Genomic DNA, 15,780 nt, shown 5'->3' on the forward strand with positions numbered 1-15,780 from the left:
TAGGCCTTGTGGCTCTGTTGATCATGTTTTTGTCTTTAGTATGTCATCGCAAAAGTAGGCTTGTCCACATTACCGCTACGTTAACTCTGAGGGCGGTATGTTAAGGTTTTACCTCGTTAATCCGGGCAGCCTTCTCCATGGATAAAGAGCGTAGTGCCCCGTCGTTCATACGTAGCATTTACCGATTTACAGACTAGATCCAGCTGAACGTAAAGGGGTAAATCTGTCAAATCCCCGGTGAAAACGCAGTGGCTCAGTACCTGATTCTCGATCAGAAAGTCAATTCCGTAGGCCTTATTGAGTACGTTAAATACGTTAGTAAGAGGAGTTTTATCGAAGACAAAAGCCGACCGGGCTTCTGGCGGCTGAATCATTCGAGGAGCTTCAACAAGAGCCGGCGTTAACTTCTGGGAAGCTTTATCGAACGTAATCTTTTGATTAGGAATCAGAATGACGCCGTTTCGACTGTTGGCCGACTTCTCCGAGTTTTCATAGACCGATACCCGACCCCGCGTTACCAACACTTCAATCGCCTTATCCTCTTCGTAAGATTTTACGGTAAAGCTGGTTCCCAGCACTTGCGTCACTAAATTACCCGTATGGACAATGAAAGGCCGGGTGGCATCTTTCTTTACGTCGAAAAGAGCTTCTCCCTGTAAATAAACCTGGCGGGTCTTAGCGCCAAAGTGCGCCGGATAGCTAATACTACTTCTTGCGTTGAGCATCACCAGGCTCCCGTCCTTAAGCCTGATTTCCTGTGGTTTATTTGTGGTGTTTCTTATGTTGATTGTGTTGTCTACATCCGATTTTTCAGTAGCAGAAACCTGTGTTATTTGGTTAGGTTCTGGTTGCTTCCAGAAGAAGCCAGCCACCGTTATACAAACGACAATCGATGCCGCTACTACGCTTATGCTACTCCATCTATACCGTACAAAAAAAGGCTGTTGACGTAGTGTATCGTTATGAATGCGTTTCCAGATTCGTTTTTCAACGACCTGCTTATCGTCGGTATTAAGCTGCAACTTACTTTCTTCCAGTCTGGCTTCTGCCCACCTGTGCATTAGTTTTTCTTCTTCCGGACTGGCTTCTCCCGCAAGGTATTTCTGCACCAATTTGTCGAAATCATACTGGTTCATGTAGACGTGCGTTTACTCTGGATCAATTATCCGAATGATAGACCCTGAGTTGGCCCTGTAAAGCTTTGAGCGACTTAGTAATGTGGTATTCCACTGCTTTTTCCGACAGACTGAGCTGACGAGCAATGTCTTTCACGGGTTTATTCTCAAATCGGCTTAGTTTGAAAATTTCGCAGGTTTTCTCCGGCAGTTTTTTCATTACTTCGTCAACTGCTTTTGATAGATCCGAAAAATTCACGGTTTCGTCCGTCGATTCGGTTTGGTGCAGTTCGTGTAGAATCAAGTATTCCTGATAGCGTCGATGCGTGATCTTCGATTTTATATAATTCGTGGTCAGATGCTTGATCGACACGACCAGATAGGAGCTTAAGTGCCGAATAATAGCCTGATCGCGCTTATTCCAGAGGCTTTCAAATAAATCGTGCACTAACTCTTCGGCATCCTCCCGACTGCCGGTTTCCTGATAGGCGACGCCGAATAGTTTATACCAATAGCGCTTGTAGATCGCTTCAAAGGCTTTTTGATTCCCTTCTTTGAGAAAACAGACCAATTCCGAATCGGTATATTCTGCATTCATTGAGCTAAGCACCGTAATTTATGTATAGTCAATCTAGTCTATGAAATCCCTAAATAATTTTTAAAATTATATGATAAATACAATTCCAGCCAAATAAATACAGTTGTTCCTAATTGAGAAGTCAATTAAGTGGATGACTATGCCAGCCTTACAAAAGCAAATGCCTGACAATCGGGACGACTGTCAGGCATTTGTTTAGAACGTACTAGGCTCTTAGTTTACTTTTGATAGGGGGCTTATTTGATCCAGCGTAGCTTGGATGGATTTTTCATCCCCGTCAACGTTAATTCGCTTGTGCGGATTTGTCAATCCTGCAATAATCGTTACGTTCGATTTGGCTATTTTAAACTGCTTGGCCAAAAACTCGACGAGATATGCATTAGCCTTTCCGTCTTGCGCAGGGGCTTTAATCTTAACGTTCAATTGTCCGGTGCTGTCGTAAAATAACTGATCAACTTTACTACCGGGTTTCACTTTTACGTGCAGCGTCACGATTCAGACATTGATTTTGTAATTCAGTTGAATCTCATCACCCGTCATTCCACGAAATCCCCAGTTATGTGCCGGACTTTCCAGAATACAAATTTCAATATCCGCTACTGCCAGGCCCACTTGTGCGTTGATCCGTTCGTAAAGCAAATGAATCAGCTTCTTTTTCGTCTCAACGGTACGTCCTTCCATCATCAGAAACTCCAGAATAACGTAGCGTTCCGACGCGGTAGCCGGTCTGAAAAAATCGTCCTTTTCCAGATAGAAAAAGCGGTGTGCTCGCTTGCTTTCCGGAAATTGAAGCGCTTCAACCACGCAGGCGTGAATTACGTCCGAAAGCTGATTCCGAATGGGCAGCAGATGTTCGCGAACGCCATATATTTTTACCTGACTCACACAACCTCGCGCTTCAGTTGACTCGCTAAAACGGCTATCCCTTCCTCGAACGAATGCGGATCGTAGCCCAGCACCATACGGGATTTGTCCAGCGTGAAGCCCGTACGGGGAGGCCGACGCGCTACCTGCGTGAAGGTTGATGCGTCAGCTTGCGCAATTAGCGATTTATCTAACCCAAAGTAATCAGCCGTTTTAATGGCCATGTCGTAAGGGGTCAGAACCTCTTTGCCGGAGATATTAAAAATTCCTTCGGCTTCTTTATCCGCGATTAGATAGCAGCCCATCGCCAGATCTTCGGCCAGCGTTGGGCTACGCCACTGATCCGTTACGACTTTAATATTTTTGCCATCCTCCAGTGATTTTTTAACCCACAGGATAATGTTACTACGGCTCATGTCATGGGCAATGCCATACACCAGTACCGTGCGGGCAATCGCCCAGCGTAAGCCTGAGTGCTTGACAACCGATTCACCGGCCTGCTTGCTCCAGCCATAGAAACTAATCGGATTGGCTTCGGCAGTTTCGTCGTAGGGTCCGGCAGAGCCATCAAAAATAAAATCGGTCGAGACGTGTGCTAAGAAAGCGTCGGTTGACCGACAAGCTTCGACGATGTATTCAACAGCATGCACGTTCTGATCCCAGCAGGCGTCTTTCTGGGTTTCGCACTTATCCACATCCGTCATAGCGGCACCGTGGATAACTACGTCCGGGCGCGCTTCGCCGATTACGTCGAGAACTTGCTGCCGGTCGGTGATATCCATCGAACGATACGTATACCCATCCGAATAAGGCAGCCGATTATCGCCCCGCGCTGTAGCGATCAGTTCAACCTCCGATTTCTGCGCCAGCAGATCTACTAATTTCTGTCCCAGCAACCCGTTCGCGCCGGTAATGAGAATCCGTTTTTTCATATCATCAGCTCTGTAGAAACGCAATACGTTACATCTCTACAGGTATTTATATCCGTACTGTTTTGTAATTTTCTTTTTCTTCAGCCATTCGCCGGTCATGGTCATCCGAATATCTTTCAGCGGACGATCCTGCGGGTCATGGGGTTGTTTGGCAACGCTATCAACAACGGCTATGCCATCGATTATTTCCCCGAAAACGGTATAGTTTCCATCCAGATGAGGGGTCCCACCGAGCGTTTTATAAACCTGCTTTTGCTCATCGGTGGGCATACGTCCTTTCAGGCTTTCAATACGTTCCATCTGCTTTTGTAAGCCCGCATCATCCCATACGCGCCCCTGCACTACGTAGAACTGACAACCGCTGGATGCTTTTTCCGGATTGTTATCGCGAGCCGCTGCCAGTGACCCCTTCTTATGAAAAAGCGTTGGCACAAACTCCGCCGGAATCTTGTAACCGACATCGCCATTGCCCGACGGTTGTTCAGCTTCAGCCTTACGCGAGTTAGGATCGCCCCCCTGAATCATAAAGTTCTGAATGATCCGGTGAAACAGCAGACTATCGTAAAATTTCTGATTGACAAGCTTAATGAAGTTTTCCTTGTGCTTCGGTGTCTGGTCATACAACACGAGCTTCATGGGCCCATAGGCGGTTGTGAGCGTAACCAGATAATCTTTTTTCTTCCGATTCTGCGCCAGCAAAACGGTTGGAGTCAGCAAAATCAACAGTAAAAATTTATTCATCTTGTTTTTGTCATGCTGACGAAGGAAGCATCTTCGATAATTGACCAATCTTGCTATTATCGAAGATGCTTCCTTCGTCAGCATGACAAAACCTACAAGGCTACTCGATTTTGAAACGCATCTTTCAACCGCTGATCGTGCGTAACAACGATCAGGCTGGCGCCGATTTGCTCCGACTGATTTCGGAGAAGCTCCACAACCAGACCCGTATTTTCATCATCCAGGCTAGAGGTAGGTTCATCGGCCAGAATAATGTCAGGCTGATTCATGACGGCCCGGGCAATGCTAACCCGCTGTTGCTCACCCTGACTGAGTTGGTGGGTTTTCTTTTCCAAATGATCGCCAAAGCCCAATTGGTCAGCTAATTCACGAGCGCGGTTTTTATCCTGCGGTTTGTTGGCCAAATAATTCGCCATCAATAGGTTATCCAGTACCGACAGCGAACTGACGAAATGAGGCTTTTGGTACACGATGCCAACATGTTTGGCACGAAAAGCCGCTGTTTCTGCCACGCTAAGTTTCGTCAGTTCAGTCTGATCAATAACAACAGAACCGCTTTTAGGATTGAGTAGTAGGGCCAGTAGATGCAGAAATGTCGTTTTTCCCGTACCGGATCGTCCTAAAATCAGGAGCGCTTCGCGATTAGCGCAGTATACATCGGGAAACGAGAATCGCTTCGAGGGACCGTATTCGAATGTGAGTTGCTTGGTTGCCAGCATTGGATTCGGGCGAGTACTCACAAAAATAGGCAAAAGCTCGTAATTTTGACTGTTTAGTGGCCGGTGATTCGCGGTTAGTGGCTTGTCTATTATCCAATTACTGAACACTACCTATTAATCATTAGCCATTAATCTGTTGAAACGTATCGCCATTTTTGCTTCGGGTTCAGGCTCGAACGCCGAGAAAATTGCCCAGTATTTTGCCGATAAGGCTACCGTAGACATTACACTGATTGTATCGAATAATCCGAAAGCGGGGGTCATCGAACGTGGTCGCCGGTTGCACATTCCGGTTCTGCTTTTCGATCGGACAACGTTCTACGACACAAACCGGATTACACAAATTCTGCTCAGCCAGCCTATCGATCTGATTGTTCTGGCCGGGTTTATGTGGCTGATGCCGAGCGATTTAGTGCGAGCTTTCCCGCATAAAATCATTAATATCCATCCGGCTTTATTACCTAAATTTGGCGGTAAGGGCATGTATGGCCATTTCGTTCACGAAGCTGTTGTAGCGGCTGGTGAGACTGAATCAGGTATTACGATTCACTACGTAAACGAGCATTACGACGAAGGGCAAATTATTTACCAGGCCCATTGTCCGGTATCACCAACGGATACGCCCGAGGACGTAGCACACAACGTACAAATCCTTGAACATCTACATTATCCAAGAGTAGTAAACGAAGTGTTGATGAATGATGAGTTATAAAAAACAAATTACCAGATTTCTGTCGCTGCTGGTTGTTTTTGTGGGCGTAACGAGTTGCTTCAGACCAGTGGCGTACCTGCAAAATAAGCCGAATTATCCGGTCGATGTTTTCTACGAAAATCAGCGCCCCGAACGCCCATTTGATCCGTTGCAGGACCTCGAAATAAAAGGCGAAGTACCATTAATGAGACGCCAATGGGATAACGGACGGATGCTGAGCCGGGGAAACGATGCGCAGCAGAAAGAACTGATGCTAGCCCGCCTGACAATACAGGCTAAAAAACTCGGAGCCGATGCACTGGTAGCCGTTCGTTATACATACTATACTTCCATGACCGATAATGGCTACGTAATGACGGGGCTGGCGGTTAAGTATAAGCATGAGTATGAGAATTCGGCTAAATAAATCGGCCTCCTAACGTAGCGTTACGTTAGGAGGCCGATTTATTTGTATATAACTCTATTTAACTTCTTCGTAATCAACGTATTCTCCGCCCGTATAACGCGAATCTTTTCCATTGTTTGGGCGAGCATCGACCTTTATCTCTCCTTCACGACGACTACCGCGAATATCAGCCTGCTGCTTCTGTTGTTTCACTAATTGTCGACCAACCAGCAGATAAAACACAAAACGACGTACAGGGGGTACGAACAAAATAACCAGCGTGATGATGAAAAGATATTTTAACAGCATGTCAGAGTATCGTTATTAGTAAGTAAACGCCGAAGGAAGTCGTTTAGTTTTCTGTTCCGTTGAACGGATGGTATTCGGGTTAATCGGTCATTATATTGTATTAGTAAAAGTAGGTTCTTACAAACTCTACTCCTGCGTATACAACGCTTTTGCGGCTGGTTCATACTTATCACCTGCGGACCACTGTGGCCGCGTAGCGCGGTTAGCGATCAGGCGGGCGGTATGCGCATACGCCTGACAGAACCTTAATACGTAGTTAAAATTAAGTGATTCCGGATTATCGATGGCCTGGTGGTAATACTTACCGATTTCCTGGTCAAACGATTTAAATCCGGGAGAAAAATCTGGCGCAGGTACGCCTTTAGCCGCAAAGCTCACGTTATCAGACCGATCAAATAGTCCCTGTTCAGGCGCTGGTTCAGCGAATACACCCAGTCCAAACGCTTTGGCACCCGCTTCGATCTCGGCCTTAGCCCCGGTACGTTCAAGACCGATCACCGAGATTATGGTTGTGTCACTATAGCCTGCTCCATCGGTGTTCAAATCAAAAACCGTTTGCTTCAACGGGACTAATGGATGATCGGAATAGTATTTACTTCCCAATAAACCAACTTCTTCGCCGGTTAAAGCCAGTACCAATACTGACCGGCCAGGCCGTTGCAGAGATAACGCTTTGGCGGCTTCCAGAATCGCTACCGTGCCGATTGCATTGTCACGTGTCCCGTTGAAAATACTGTCGGACGGTTGATAGGCAGCCCCTCCCTGTTTCCCAACACCTACGTGATCGAAGTGCGCAGAGAGCACAACGTATTCATTTTTTAATTTCGGATCAGTCCCTTCAATAATACCGGCTACATTGGCTGACGCTACCGTTGTTTGTGGACGACCTGACGTACGTAGCGTGATGGTTTGTGCAGCTTCTTTCAGTTGTTTGTATTGATTATTTGCATTGTTCACCCATAAATGCGTCAAAGGTTTGCCAGGATTTGCATCAGTAGGCAACGTAATCTGTTCACGGCTAAAGTACTGATTGACAAATCCCCAGGGAATCGATTCGCTATAAAGCTCAATAAGAGCGGCCGCTCCTTTATCCGTTGCCAGTTTACGTTTATCCCTTGATGCCCGGAAAATCTCCCCCGGTCCTTTCGCTTCGGGCGACCCACCCTGCGCTACGACGATACGTCCTTTTACGTCGCGTCCTTTATAGCCATCTTCACCGTCGGTCAGGCCGTAACCTACATACATAACCTCACCTGATAGGTTCGTGGGTCCGCCTGCCATGATGACCAGATCTTTGCCAGCCTGGAGGGTATCTTTACCCAGAAGCAGGGTTGCCGACGTAGCCGCTTTTACCTTTTCAAAATTTATCCGTTGAAAATAATCATCCTGACCAGCCGCCGGTTTGAGGCCCAACAACCGAAACTGTTCAGCAATGTAGCGGGCAGCCGTCCAATTGCCTTTCTCGCCCGTCCGACGACCTTCCAGCTCATCAGAGGCTATAAATCGAATGTGAGATTCTACTTCAGCACGGGAAATTGAAAATTCAGGAAGTTTAGCTGTCGTAACGGTTGTTGCTGTGCGGGTTGAGGTACTCTTGACGGTTCGAGACTGCGCCTGCAACGAGGTAGTTATCAGGAACGAACCCGCCAGAAAGGCAAGTATAGAAGACGTTTGCATGATGATTGGGTTAATAAGCAAAAGTACGAAAAAGCTTAACCCCAAACCCTATGCCTCTAGCCCTCAAATCAACCCCGCTTATAGTGCTGCCGGGCAAAGCGCATGAACGTATCGGCTAAACCCTCACTAACCCCCTGTAATTGAATCGAATAAAAGTCTCGATGAATAGCCAGTTCCTGAACGTCCAGGATTTTTAGTGTCCCTGCCTTTAGCTCATGCTGTAGCGCAAATACCGATACAAACGCCATACAACGTGAGCTACTCAGGTATGATTTTATAGCTTCTGTACTACCTAGATGCATCTCGATGGTCAGGTCAGTCAGCCGAAGCCCAAAACCACGTAGCGCATGCTCAATGACCTCCAGTGAGCCGGAACCCCGTTCGCGTAATACAATAGGTACGGCCCGTAATTCGTCCAGTGTAATTTCATCGCGATCGGCCATCGGATGATCAGTTCGACAAACCAACACCAATTCATCTTTTAAAAAAGGCGTGTAGCGAATATCGCTGTGGTGCGTTCGGCCTTCCACTAAACCTAGATCGACGTCATTATTAAGCAGTTGTTGTTCAATCTGTTCAGTATTGCCACTTAGCAGCGAAATCGACACATCAGCCGACTGTTCATGAAAACGGGCCAGCACTGGCGGAATAACGTATTGAGCTATCGTCGTACTCGCCCCTACCCGTAACGTACCGCCCGATTCGCCTTTAAGCGCGTTCATGTCGAACTCCAGCTGGCGATACGTTCCCATAATGGTTTCGGCATGTCGAAGCAATACGTTCCCCGCTGTTGTGAGACTAATCTGATTACCTCGTCGGTCAAAAAGTGCCGTACCAAATTGGTGTTCGAGTTCCTGAATGTGTTTCGTTACAGCCGGTTGCGTTACGTATAACTCAGCGGCCGCTTTCGTGAAGCTAAGTCGTTTGGCAACCGTGTAGAATACGTTCAGGCGAAAGTCGAGCATGAATTTTTAATCGTCTTTGGTGCAAGTAAGAACATTTAGCGTAAAAAGCCCACTGCCGGGTAAGCAATGGGCTTAAAGATAGATTAAACGCTTACGCTTTGGGTCGTTTGTATAGAGGAACGGTACTACAAGGTTCACCAAACAACAGACTTTGCACGACAGGACGTAGCAAGCGCGTAACGTCAACGTAAGCCGCTGTTGGAACGGGGACTTTGGAACAGCCTTTTACGACAACCCGGGCATCACGATAATCCTCGGGATTAATTTGCGCGATGGCATCGAAGTAAAGTTTTTCTTCCAGATCGGTGAGATTGCCGAAGACAATTGTGTTGGCGTACGGCTGTAACTGAAGCGTAAGTAGCATATAGGCCCAGGTGGGTACAATAGCATCTTCGGTACACGTAATCGCTACGTTCTTACCTATGTATTGACTCCAATCGTGTTCTTTTAGAAAAGCGCGAAAATCCTTCTCTTTCAGGATCAATCCCATATAGAGATTGTCTTTCAGATCATAGACTATACGCTCGCCAGAATGATAATAGTCTTCCAGATCCAGGGTAATCAGACCACTATTGGCGACCCGGTTGATGATTTCAGTTTCCATTCGTTACTTGTCAATAAACAGCTACTAGTTATCACTAAACAGCAGTCTACTCTCAGCCGTTCAATCCGTTCTGATTACTGACAACTCTTTCCTGAAAAGTAAATAAGGGCTCCGCTTTTTTTGCTACTTTTGTTCTTATATTTCATAATGAACCGTCTAAATACTTGACCCGATGAAATTCATTGTTTCCTCGTCTGTTCTGCTAAAGAACCTTCAACATATTAACGGCGTGGTAGCGACCAATCCGATTGTACCAATCCTCGAAAACTTCCTGTTTCGCATTGAGGATGGGACACTTACGGTAACGGCATCGGATCTGCAAACGACCATGACGACTCAGATTCCGGTCGAGTCCAGCGATAACGGTTCGATTGCCATTCCGGCTAAACTGCTGCTGGATACGCTACGTAGCCTGCCTGAACAACCTGTTACAGTCAATATTGACACCGATACGTTCGGCACCGAAATTCTGACCGATAATGGCCGTTATAAACTGTCTGGCGAGAACCCGATTGACTTTCCTAAGTTGCCAACAGTAAATAAAAATATGTCGGTTGAAATGACATCGGACGTATTGCTGAGCGCTATCAATAACACCGTTTTCGCCACCAGTACTGACGACCTGCGCCCGGCCATGACGGGGGTACTCCTGCAACTGACAGGTGACAACGCTACGTTTGTTGCTACAGATGGACATCGGCTTATCCGGTACCGCCGGACCGACCTTGGCGCATCAGCGAGTACGTCCATTATTATTCCCCGGAAAGCGCTTCAACTGTTAAAAGCGTCGCTGCCAGAGAACGTACCCGTTACGTCAGAATTTAGTCAGGCAAATGCTTCGTTTACATTCGGTCCAACACAATTGATCTGCCGGTTGATTGATGAGCGTTTCCCGGATTACGAAAACGCCATTCCAACTAACAATCCAAACGTAATGACGATTGGCCGCACAGATCTGCTCAACTCGTTGAAGCGGATCATGATTTACGCTAACCGCACGACGCACCAGATTCGGTTGTCGCTTAAAGCGAATTCACTAACCATCTCGGCCGAAGATTTGGATTATTCCAACGAAGCCAACGAAAAGCTTTTATGTGATTACGATGGCGAGCCGATGGAAATTGGTTTTAATGCTAAGCTTATGGCGGAGGTGTTGAGCAACTTAAGTGCTAAAATGATTTCGCTCGAAATGTCAGCTCCAAACCGCGCGGGCCTGCTCATTCCGGCGGATAAAGAAGAAAACGAAGACATCCTGATGCTCGTTATGCCTGTGATGTTGAATACCTACGCTTAATTTTTTTAGGAGGAGAGGGAAGAAGGGGAAGAAAAGGAGGAAGGGGAAGATTACCAATCCCACTTTTTCCTTTCTTCCCCTTCTTCCCTCTCCTCCTTTTCTCCTTTTTATGGCCTCCAAACGCACGGCGCCTGCCCTTGTTTTCATTTTCATTACGTTACTCATCGACGTTACGGGGCTGGGGATCATTATTCCGGTTTTTCCGAAGTTAATCGAACAACTTATTCATGGAAACATTAGTCAGGCCGCTAGTTGGGGCGGTTGGCTAACGTTCTCCTATGCGTTAATGCAGTTCGTTTTCTCACCCGTGCTGGGTGGGTTAAGCGACCGCTATGGCCGTCGGCCGGTATTGTTGTTTTCGTTGTTCGGTTTCGGGCTGGATTATATTCTTCAGGGCTTTGCGCCGACGATCGAATGGCTTTTTATTGGGCGGATATTGGCGGGAATCACAGGAGCCAGTTTCACTACGGCTACAGCTTATATTGCCGACATCAGTACACCTGAAAAACGAGCGCAGAATTTTGGCCTGGTTGGGGCGGCTTTTGGCGTAGGCTTTATATTAGGTCCAGCCGTGGGTGGTTTTCTGGGGCAATACGGGCCGCGTGTTCCTTTTTTTGTAGCTGCTGGCCTCACGATGATTAATTTCCTGTACGGCTTCTTTGTCGTGCCGGAATCGCTCGCTCCCGAAAACAGGCGGCCGTTTAACTGGAAACGTGCCAATCCGGTTGGTTCTTTGATGCGATTAGGTAAATACCCCGTTATTCTGGGCTTGGTGGCATCGCTGGTTCTGGTTTACATTGCCGGGTTTGCCATTCAGGGTACCTGGACGTTCTACACAATGGAGAAATTCAAATGGGACGAAAAAACGGTCGGTTTATCGCTGGCCGCGATCGGCCTATCATTTGCTATTGTGCAGGGCGGATTGAGCCGGGTTATTATTCCCAAACTAGGGCAGCAACGGTCAGTTTACGTAGGACTGGTTTTCAGCGCGATTGGCTGTGTATTACTGGGCTCTGCAACCCAAAGCTGGATGATGTTTGCTTTTATGGCCGTTTATGCTCTGGGCGGTATTGCTGGCCCATCTATTCAGGGCATTATCTCAAACCAGGTTCCGTCAAACGAGCAGGGTGAACTGCAAGGTGCGTTGACAAGTCTGACGAGCACTACGTCTATTTTCGGGCCGCTCATCATGACGAATCTATTTTCGTTTTTCACCTCTCCCGCAGCTCCAGCGTACCTGCCTGGGGCGCCCTTTTATTTGGGGTCATTGCTGTTTTTGATTAGTGCCGTCCTGGCCCGGCGCGGGCTAAAGAGACGGATGGTCATTAGTGAGTCTCCTGCTTCTTAAATTGCATTCCGTCAAAGACCAGCGTATCAACTTTGCCCGAAACGCCTACATTAAACTGGGCTAATGCCTTCCCATACCAGGCTTTCTTGTAAGGTCCATAGAACGTATCATACTGCCAGTGTGATAAAGTCGCGTTTAAGGTATTGTCGTTCACGTTAAAAAGCAGTTGATTTCCAACTAAGCTAACTTCGGCCTGACCGTATAATGGACTCGTGTATTTGCCAACGTACTGGTTTAACGGCAGGGTATGCGACGTATTCAATACTCGTTTAGCTATAAAATTTTGCCGTGCCTTTTTGCCTTCTTCTTTCAGGCCTGAATACAGCGTTTTAAACTCCGTACTCCAATCACGGTTACCGCCCAACGCAAACCAGTCGAAGGTTTTGTACATGAGTGCATGGCGTACTTCGGCATGATCGTAATTCCCAAACACATACACGCCCAGTTTCTCATCGGGTAATTGTCCGATGATTGCCGTCAAACCGGATAAGCTACCCGTATGGAAGTTCACTTTGTGCCCTTTGTAATCATGCTGATACCAGCCTAGTCCATACGTTCGCCAATTGGGTTTCAAGATGCGCATGGTCGGATATTCATCCTCCGGGAAGAACGTTTGCGGCTTAAATATTTCCGCCCAGGTCTCTGGCTTTAGCAAACGGCCTCCGTTGTATTTGCTGCTATCGAGCATACAAATTACCCACTTACTGATGTCGTCGGCTGACGACCAGACCGCCCCCGCTGAACCAATTTCACTATCCGCGCCATAGTCGATGACGCGAATCGTGTCATTAATGCTATAGTGAGGTTTTGTCAGGTTATCATCTTTGATGTAGCCGCGTTTCGGTGCGGTACGTAGCATTCCCAACGGCGTAAAAATTCGCTCTTTTAGGTATTCAGCCCAGGTCTTACCGACAATTCGTTCAATAATTCGACCAGCGGCTGAGTAGAACGTATTTTGGTATTCGAAGCCTGCCCGAAATGGGTAACTGGGTTTCACCAGAACCATACGCTTGAACATCTCATTCGCCGGAATGGTCATGGCACCCGTCATAAAATCAGTACCCCCAATACCCGTATCATGAATGAGTAAGTCGCGAATCTTTAGCTCCCGCGTTACGTAGGGATCGGACAATTGCAGCTCCGGCAGGTATTTACTGACTGGATCATTCCAGGAAAGTTTGCCTTCATCGACCAGCATGCCCATTAACGTAACGGTCATGGCTTTTGTCGTTGAGGCACAGGCAAATAAAGTCTGAGTATTGACAGGATCAGGTTTGCCCAACTCACGAACACCGTAGCCTTTCTTGAAGAGTATTTTGTTGTCTTTGACGACCGTAATGGCCATACCCGGTACGTCCCACTGTTTGCGAGCGGCCTCTACGTAGGCGTCAAATTCCTGAATTTGTTTGGGTGAGATTGGCTTTTGGGCAAAACCGAAAAAAGGAGTCAGAACGAGAAAGGAAACGGCAAATGCTCTCATCTATAGTCAGAATATATTGCGAATAGCTCGTCGCCCCAAATCGTTCACGCATCCACCCACCGAGCTATTCGCAATATATTCACAAACTGAATACAACGTTAAACTTAAGCAGCATCCCGTCTTCTGTTTTCATCCCCATCAGCGATGGGCGTTCAATCTTGTAGTCAGTCATATTGACTGGAAATTCGCCTACCAGCGTCATTTTACCATCAGCTTCCTTACGTGTCGCCTGCAACGTAACAGGTTTAGTAACGCCATGAAACGTCAGGTTTCCTTTAGCTGTCAGAGCCCCATTGTCGCCCGCTTTAACGTCCGAGCTTGAGAACGTTACGTTGGGGTATTTTATGCCTTCCATGGCTTCTACGGCGTGTGAATCGCGGTTGTTATTATCACTGTCGAATGACGCTACTTTTATGGAAACGGCTATACTTTCGGGCTGTTTGGTTTCGTCATTGTAAATCATGGCACAGTTCACATCACGACTAACACCTTCCCAACTATGAAGCGGATGTTTGGCGGCATAAGAAACCGTCGATAACGCTTTGTCAGCCATCACTTTGCGTTTAGCCATTGGCGCTACAAAAGCACAAAGAACCACGATGGCTAACCAGTAGCCATTCAGAATCAGATAGTTTTTCATGAGCTTAGAATTTTAAGGCAATTATCGAAGCTGCGTACGCGCCAAACGTAGCATAAGCTGCTGCCCGGTGATAGGGCTTTAACGAGAAGTCTTTCTCAATCATATGAGCCAGAATATTCGTTGCTACCATTCCGGTGAGGTGAACAATGGCCAGGTATTTATGCAGCTTGATGGTTGTAAATCCTCGTTTGGGTCCTACGATTGGCGGTGGTGTTGTCAGTGCTAAAGCCAGCGTAGTACCATACGTAATGTTGATCAACGTAGCTGATCGCTCATGCCATTTTTTCGTGTCAACATAATCCTGTCCCTGAGCATTGTATAATTTTGCTCCTAATAGTCCTTGAGCAACAAATCCGGCCAGGGTTACAAAGCCACCAATCTGGTGGGCAACGAGCATTGTCCGTCTGACTTTCAACTCTTTGATACGTCCTTCTGAGGTAAGAGGGGCTACCTTCATAGACCGTAATAACCCTTTTGGCCCCCAGAATGCCCGTTGCGTAAACAGCATTTTGTGCGGTAGCAGCTCTTGCGTTTCAGTGGAGTCGCTCAACCCAGCCAGTAGATCATCAGCCGAATTCGTCGGGGCTAGGGTATCCTTAGGCGTAGCAGGCGAGGCAGGCAACGTATCGCGTGGGGTTCCTGTAGTGATTTGGCCATACGTAGTGACACTGACCATCAAAAAGACCCATATCCAGTTTAGTGCTTTTTTCATAACTTAATAGGAAGGCAAAGCATTTCTACCTTGCGGACAAAGATGGATAATCAGTCAGTGCTGAGGCAATTAGCATACCTCAACACTGCTCCAATTCAGACTGGCATATTGATTGGGTGACTACGCTTTTACGGTTAACGTATTTCCGTCGGCACTTATCGTGGTCGTGTATAATTTCGTAGCTACTGTAGTTGGACCATTTTTGACTGTTCCATCGACATTAAAAGCCGAACCATGCCCACTACAGTTGAATGTGTTGGTAGAAAGGGTATAAGATACTTGGTCAAAATTAAAACCTGGATGCGTGCATAAACGTTGAATCGTAACATATTTATTCCCTGTAGTATTGGCGATCAGTACGCTGCCAACTTTCAAAAAACTACCCACTGTCTTAAGTGAGTTATAGTTACTATTCGTCAGGTCAACGGTGAAATTAATGGCCCCGGCAGAGGTATCGGCATTACCCGATAATCCACTCGCAGGTGTCGTGGGCGCGGGATCGGTAGTACTTTTCGAACAGGCGGTTAAGCTTGTACCCATGCAATAGAAGGCCATCAATGCTGCACTATTCAGGCCGAGACTTCGGAGAAATTCTCCGCGTTTCATTTGGTCGTTAGTTGGATTCTGAGTCATAAGATTAGGTGATTGATGTAATTACATTTATTTAGTTAAAATTAGGCTGTAT

Annotated in this window: 19 protein-coding genes; 4 read left to right on the forward strand and 15 right to left on the reverse strand. The window is 46.9% G+C overall.

Annotated elements, in window-relative coordinates; genetic code table 11:
- Window positions 1–116: 116 nt before the first annotated feature.
- The 7 genes from IC230_RS02750 to IC230_RS02780 all read right to left on the reverse strand — a co-directional run bounded on the left by IC230_RS02750 (window position 117) and on the right by IC230_RS02780 (window position 4,969).
- The gene (locus IC230_RS02750) at window positions 117–1,136 is read right to left on the reverse strand and encodes a FecR family protein (RefSeq protein ID WP_191037425.1); all 1,020 of its coding nucleotides are present in this window, start codon (window positions 1,134–1,136) and stop codon (window positions 117–119) included.
- Window positions 1,137–1,158: 22 nt separating this feature from the next.
- A complete protein-coding gene (locus IC230_RS02755; protein ID WP_191037426.1) occupies window positions 1,159–1,713 on the reverse strand; it encodes an RNA polymerase sigma factor in 555 nt (184 codons plus the stop codon).
- Window positions 1,714–1,926: 213 nt separating this feature from the next.
- Complete coding sequence (locus tag IC230_RS02760; protein ID WP_191037427.1) at window positions 1,927–2,205, reverse strand: DUF167 domain-containing protein; 279 nt, start codon at window positions 2,203–2,205, stop codon at window positions 1,927–1,929.
- 3 nt (window positions 2,206–2,208) lie between these two features.
- Window positions 2,209–2,598, reverse strand: a complete 390-nt coding sequence (locus tag IC230_RS02765; RefSeq protein WP_191037428.1) for a tautomerase family protein — start codon at window positions 2,596–2,598, stop codon at window positions 2,209–2,211.
- On the reverse strand, window positions 2,595–3,509 hold the full coding sequence (locus IC230_RS02770) for an SDR family oxidoreductase (RefSeq protein ID WP_191037429.1): 915 nt from the start codon (window positions 3,507–3,509) through the stop codon (window positions 2,595–2,597). Before IC230_RS02770 ends, IC230_RS02765 begins: the two co-directional genes overlap by 4 nt.
- 36 nt (window positions 3,510–3,545) lie before the next feature.
- Window positions 3,546–4,250, reverse strand: a complete 705-nt coding sequence (locus IC230_RS02775) for a peptidylprolyl isomerase (protein ID WP_191037430.1) — start codon at window positions 4,248–4,250, stop codon at window positions 3,546–3,548.
- A 92-nt stretch (window positions 4,251–4,342) separates the two neighbouring features.
- On the reverse strand, window positions 4,343–4,969 hold the full coding sequence (locus IC230_RS02780) for an ATP-binding cassette domain-containing protein (RefSeq protein WP_191037849.1): 627 nt from the start codon (window positions 4,967–4,969) through the stop codon (window positions 4,343–4,345).
- 136 nt (window positions 4,970–5,105) lie between these two features.
- On the opposite strand from IC230_RS02780, the gene purN reads away from it, so the two are divergent.
- Both purN and IC230_RS02790 read left to right on the forward strand, forming a co-directional pair.
- Window positions 5,106–5,681, forward strand: coding sequence for a phosphoribosylglycinamide formyltransferase (purN, locus tag IC230_RS02785; protein WP_191037431.1), 576 nt, complete (start codon window positions 5,106–5,108; stop codon window positions 5,679–5,681).
- Window positions 5,668–6,087: a YbjQ family protein gene (locus tag IC230_RS02790; protein WP_223860199.1), complete on the forward strand. Its 420-nt coding sequence runs from the start codon at window positions 5,668–5,670 to the stop codon at window positions 6,085–6,087. Before purN ends, IC230_RS02790 begins: the two co-directional genes overlap by 14 nt.
- A 54-nt stretch (window positions 6,088–6,141) precedes the next feature.
- On the opposite strand, the gene IC230_RS02795 is transcribed toward IC230_RS02790, so the two are convergent.
- The 4 genes from IC230_RS02795 to IC230_RS02810 all read right to left on the reverse strand — a co-directional run bounded on the left by IC230_RS02795 (window position 6,142) and on the right by IC230_RS02810 (window position 9,621).
- Window positions 6,142–6,375 carry a DUF4834 domain-containing protein gene (locus tag IC230_RS02795; protein WP_191037432.1) on the reverse strand — a complete coding sequence of 78 codons (234 nt, stop codon included), beginning with the start codon at window positions 6,373–6,375 and terminating at the stop codon, window positions 6,142–6,144.
- A gap of 126 nt (window positions 6,376–6,501) precedes the next feature.
- Window positions 6,502–8,052 (reverse strand): M28 family peptidase, encoded by a 1,551-nt coding sequence (locus IC230_RS02800; protein ID WP_191037433.1) that lies wholly within the window; start codon window positions 8,050–8,052, stop codon window positions 6,502–6,504.
- 68 nt (window positions 8,053–8,120) lie between these two features.
- On the reverse strand, window positions 8,121–9,017 hold the full coding sequence (locus tag IC230_RS02805) for a LysR family transcriptional regulator (protein WP_191037434.1): 897 nt from the start codon (window positions 9,015–9,017) through the stop codon (window positions 8,121–8,123).
- Between the two features lie 91 nt (window positions 9,018–9,108).
- The gene (locus IC230_RS02810) at window positions 9,109–9,621 is read right to left on the reverse strand and encodes a DUF2480 family protein (protein ID WP_191037435.1); all 513 of its coding nucleotides are present in this window, start codon (window positions 9,619–9,621) and stop codon (window positions 9,109–9,111) included.
- A gap of 172 nt (window positions 9,622–9,793) precedes the next feature.
- Here IC230_RS02810 and dnaN point away from each other — a divergent pair, with 172 nt between their 5' ends.
- Window positions 9,794–10,915 (forward strand): DNA polymerase III subunit beta, encoded by a 1,122-nt coding sequence (gene dnaN, locus IC230_RS02815; RefSeq protein ID WP_191037436.1) that lies wholly within the window; start codon window positions 9,794–9,796, stop codon window positions 10,913–10,915.
- A gap of 109 nt (window positions 10,916–11,024) precedes the next feature.
- Complete coding sequence (locus IC230_RS02820; protein ID WP_191037437.1) at window positions 11,025–12,263, forward strand: TCR/Tet family MFS transporter; 1,239 nt, start codon at window positions 11,025–11,027, stop codon at window positions 12,261–12,263.
- On the opposite strand, the gene IC230_RS02825 is transcribed toward IC230_RS02820, so the two are convergent.
- The 4 genes from IC230_RS02825 to IC230_RS02840 all read right to left on the reverse strand — a co-directional run bounded on the left by IC230_RS02825 (window position 12,241) and on the right by IC230_RS02840 (window position 15,728).
- On the reverse strand, window positions 12,241–13,743 hold the full coding sequence (locus tag IC230_RS02825) for a serine hydrolase (RefSeq protein ID WP_191037438.1): 1,503 nt from the start codon (window positions 13,741–13,743) through the stop codon (window positions 12,241–12,243). The genes IC230_RS02820 and IC230_RS02825 overlap by 23 nt on opposite strands.
- Window positions 13,744–13,822: 79 nt before the next feature.
- Entirely contained in the window at window positions 13,823–14,383 is a 561-nt protein-coding gene (locus IC230_RS02830; protein ID WP_191037439.1) for a YceI family protein, read from the reverse strand.
- Between the two features lie 4 nt (window positions 14,384–14,387).
- Window positions 14,388–15,095 (reverse strand): hypothetical protein, encoded by a 708-nt coding sequence (locus tag IC230_RS02835; protein ID WP_223860201.1) that lies wholly within the window; start codon window positions 15,093–15,095, stop codon window positions 14,388–14,390.
- Between the two features lie 120 nt (window positions 15,096–15,215).
- Complete coding sequence (locus IC230_RS02840) at window positions 15,216–15,728, reverse strand: Rieske 2Fe-2S domain-containing protein (protein WP_223860210.1); 513 nt, start codon at window positions 15,726–15,728, stop codon at window positions 15,216–15,218.
- Window positions 15,729–15,780: the final 52 nt, after the last annotated feature.

The sequence above is a fragment of the Spirosoma validum genome, from assembly GCF_014699035.1.
Taxonomy (GTDB): domain Bacteria; phylum Bacteroidota; class Bacteroidia; order Cytophagales; family Spirosomataceae; genus Spirosoma; species Spirosoma validum.

What these genes read in the sequence shown, in the direction of transcription:
- IC230_RS02750 (WP_191037425.1), bottom strand. Translation starts at nt 1,136, where the DNA reads ATGAACCAGTATGATTTCGACAAATTGGTGCAGAAATACCTTGCGGGA.
- IC230_RS02755 (WP_191037426.1), bottom strand. Translation starts at nt 1,713, where the DNA reads ATGAATGCAGAATATACCGATTCGGAATTGGTCTGTTTTCTCAAAGAA.
- IC230_RS02770 (WP_191037429.1), bottom strand. Translation starts at nt 3,509, where the DNA reads ATGAAAAAACGGATTCTCATTACCGGCGCGAACGGGTTGCTGGGACAG.
- IC230_RS02775 (WP_191037430.1), bottom strand. Translation starts at nt 4,250, where the DNA reads ATGAATAAATTTTTACTGTTGATTTTGCTGACTCCAACCGTTTTGCTG.
- IC230_RS02780 (WP_191037849.1), bottom strand. Translation starts at nt 4,969, where the DNA reads ATGCTGGCAACCAAGCAACTCACATTCGAATACGGTCCCTCGAAGCGA.
- IC230_RS02790 (WP_223860199.1), top strand. Translation starts at nt 5,668, where the DNA reads ATGATGAGTTATAAAAAACAAATTACCAGATTTCTGTCGCTGCTGGTT.
- IC230_RS02795 (WP_191037432.1), bottom strand. Translation starts at nt 6,375, where the DNA reads ATGCTGTTAAAATATCTTTTCATCATCACGCTGGTTATTTTGTTCGTA.
- IC230_RS02800 (WP_191037433.1), bottom strand. Translation starts at nt 8,052, where the DNA reads ATGCAAACGTCTTCTATACTTGCCTTTCTGGCGGGTTCGTTCCTGATA.
- IC230_RS02805 (WP_191037434.1), bottom strand. Translation starts at nt 9,017, where the DNA reads ATGCTCGACTTTCGCCTGAACGTATTCTACACGGTTGCCAAACGACTT.
- IC230_RS02810 (WP_191037435.1), bottom strand. Translation starts at nt 9,621, where the DNA reads ATGGAAACTGAAATCATCAACCGGGTCGCCAATAGTGGTCTGATTACC.
- dnaN (WP_191037436.1), top strand. Translation starts at nt 9,794, where the DNA reads ATGAAATTCATTGTTTCCTCGTCTGTTCTGCTAAAGAACCTTCAACAT.
- IC230_RS02820 (WP_191037437.1), top strand. Translation starts at nt 11,025, where the DNA reads ATGGCCTCCAAACGCACGGCGCCTGCCCTTGTTTTCATTTTCATTACG.
- IC230_RS02825 (WP_191037438.1), bottom strand. Translation starts at nt 13,743, where the DNA reads ATGAGAGCATTTGCCGTTTCCTTTCTCGTTCTGACTCCTTTTTTCGGT.
- IC230_RS02830 (WP_191037439.1), bottom strand. Translation starts at nt 14,383, where the DNA reads ATGAAAAACTATCTGATTCTGAATGGCTACTGGTTAGCCATCGTGGTT.
- IC230_RS02835 (WP_223860201.1), bottom strand. Translation starts at nt 15,095, where the DNA reads ATGAAAAAAGCACTAAACTGGATATGGGTCTTTTTGATGGTCAGTGTC.
- IC230_RS02840 (WP_223860210.1), bottom strand. Translation starts at nt 15,728, where the DNA reads ATGACTCAGAATCCAACTAACGACCAAATGAAACGCGGAGAATTTCTC.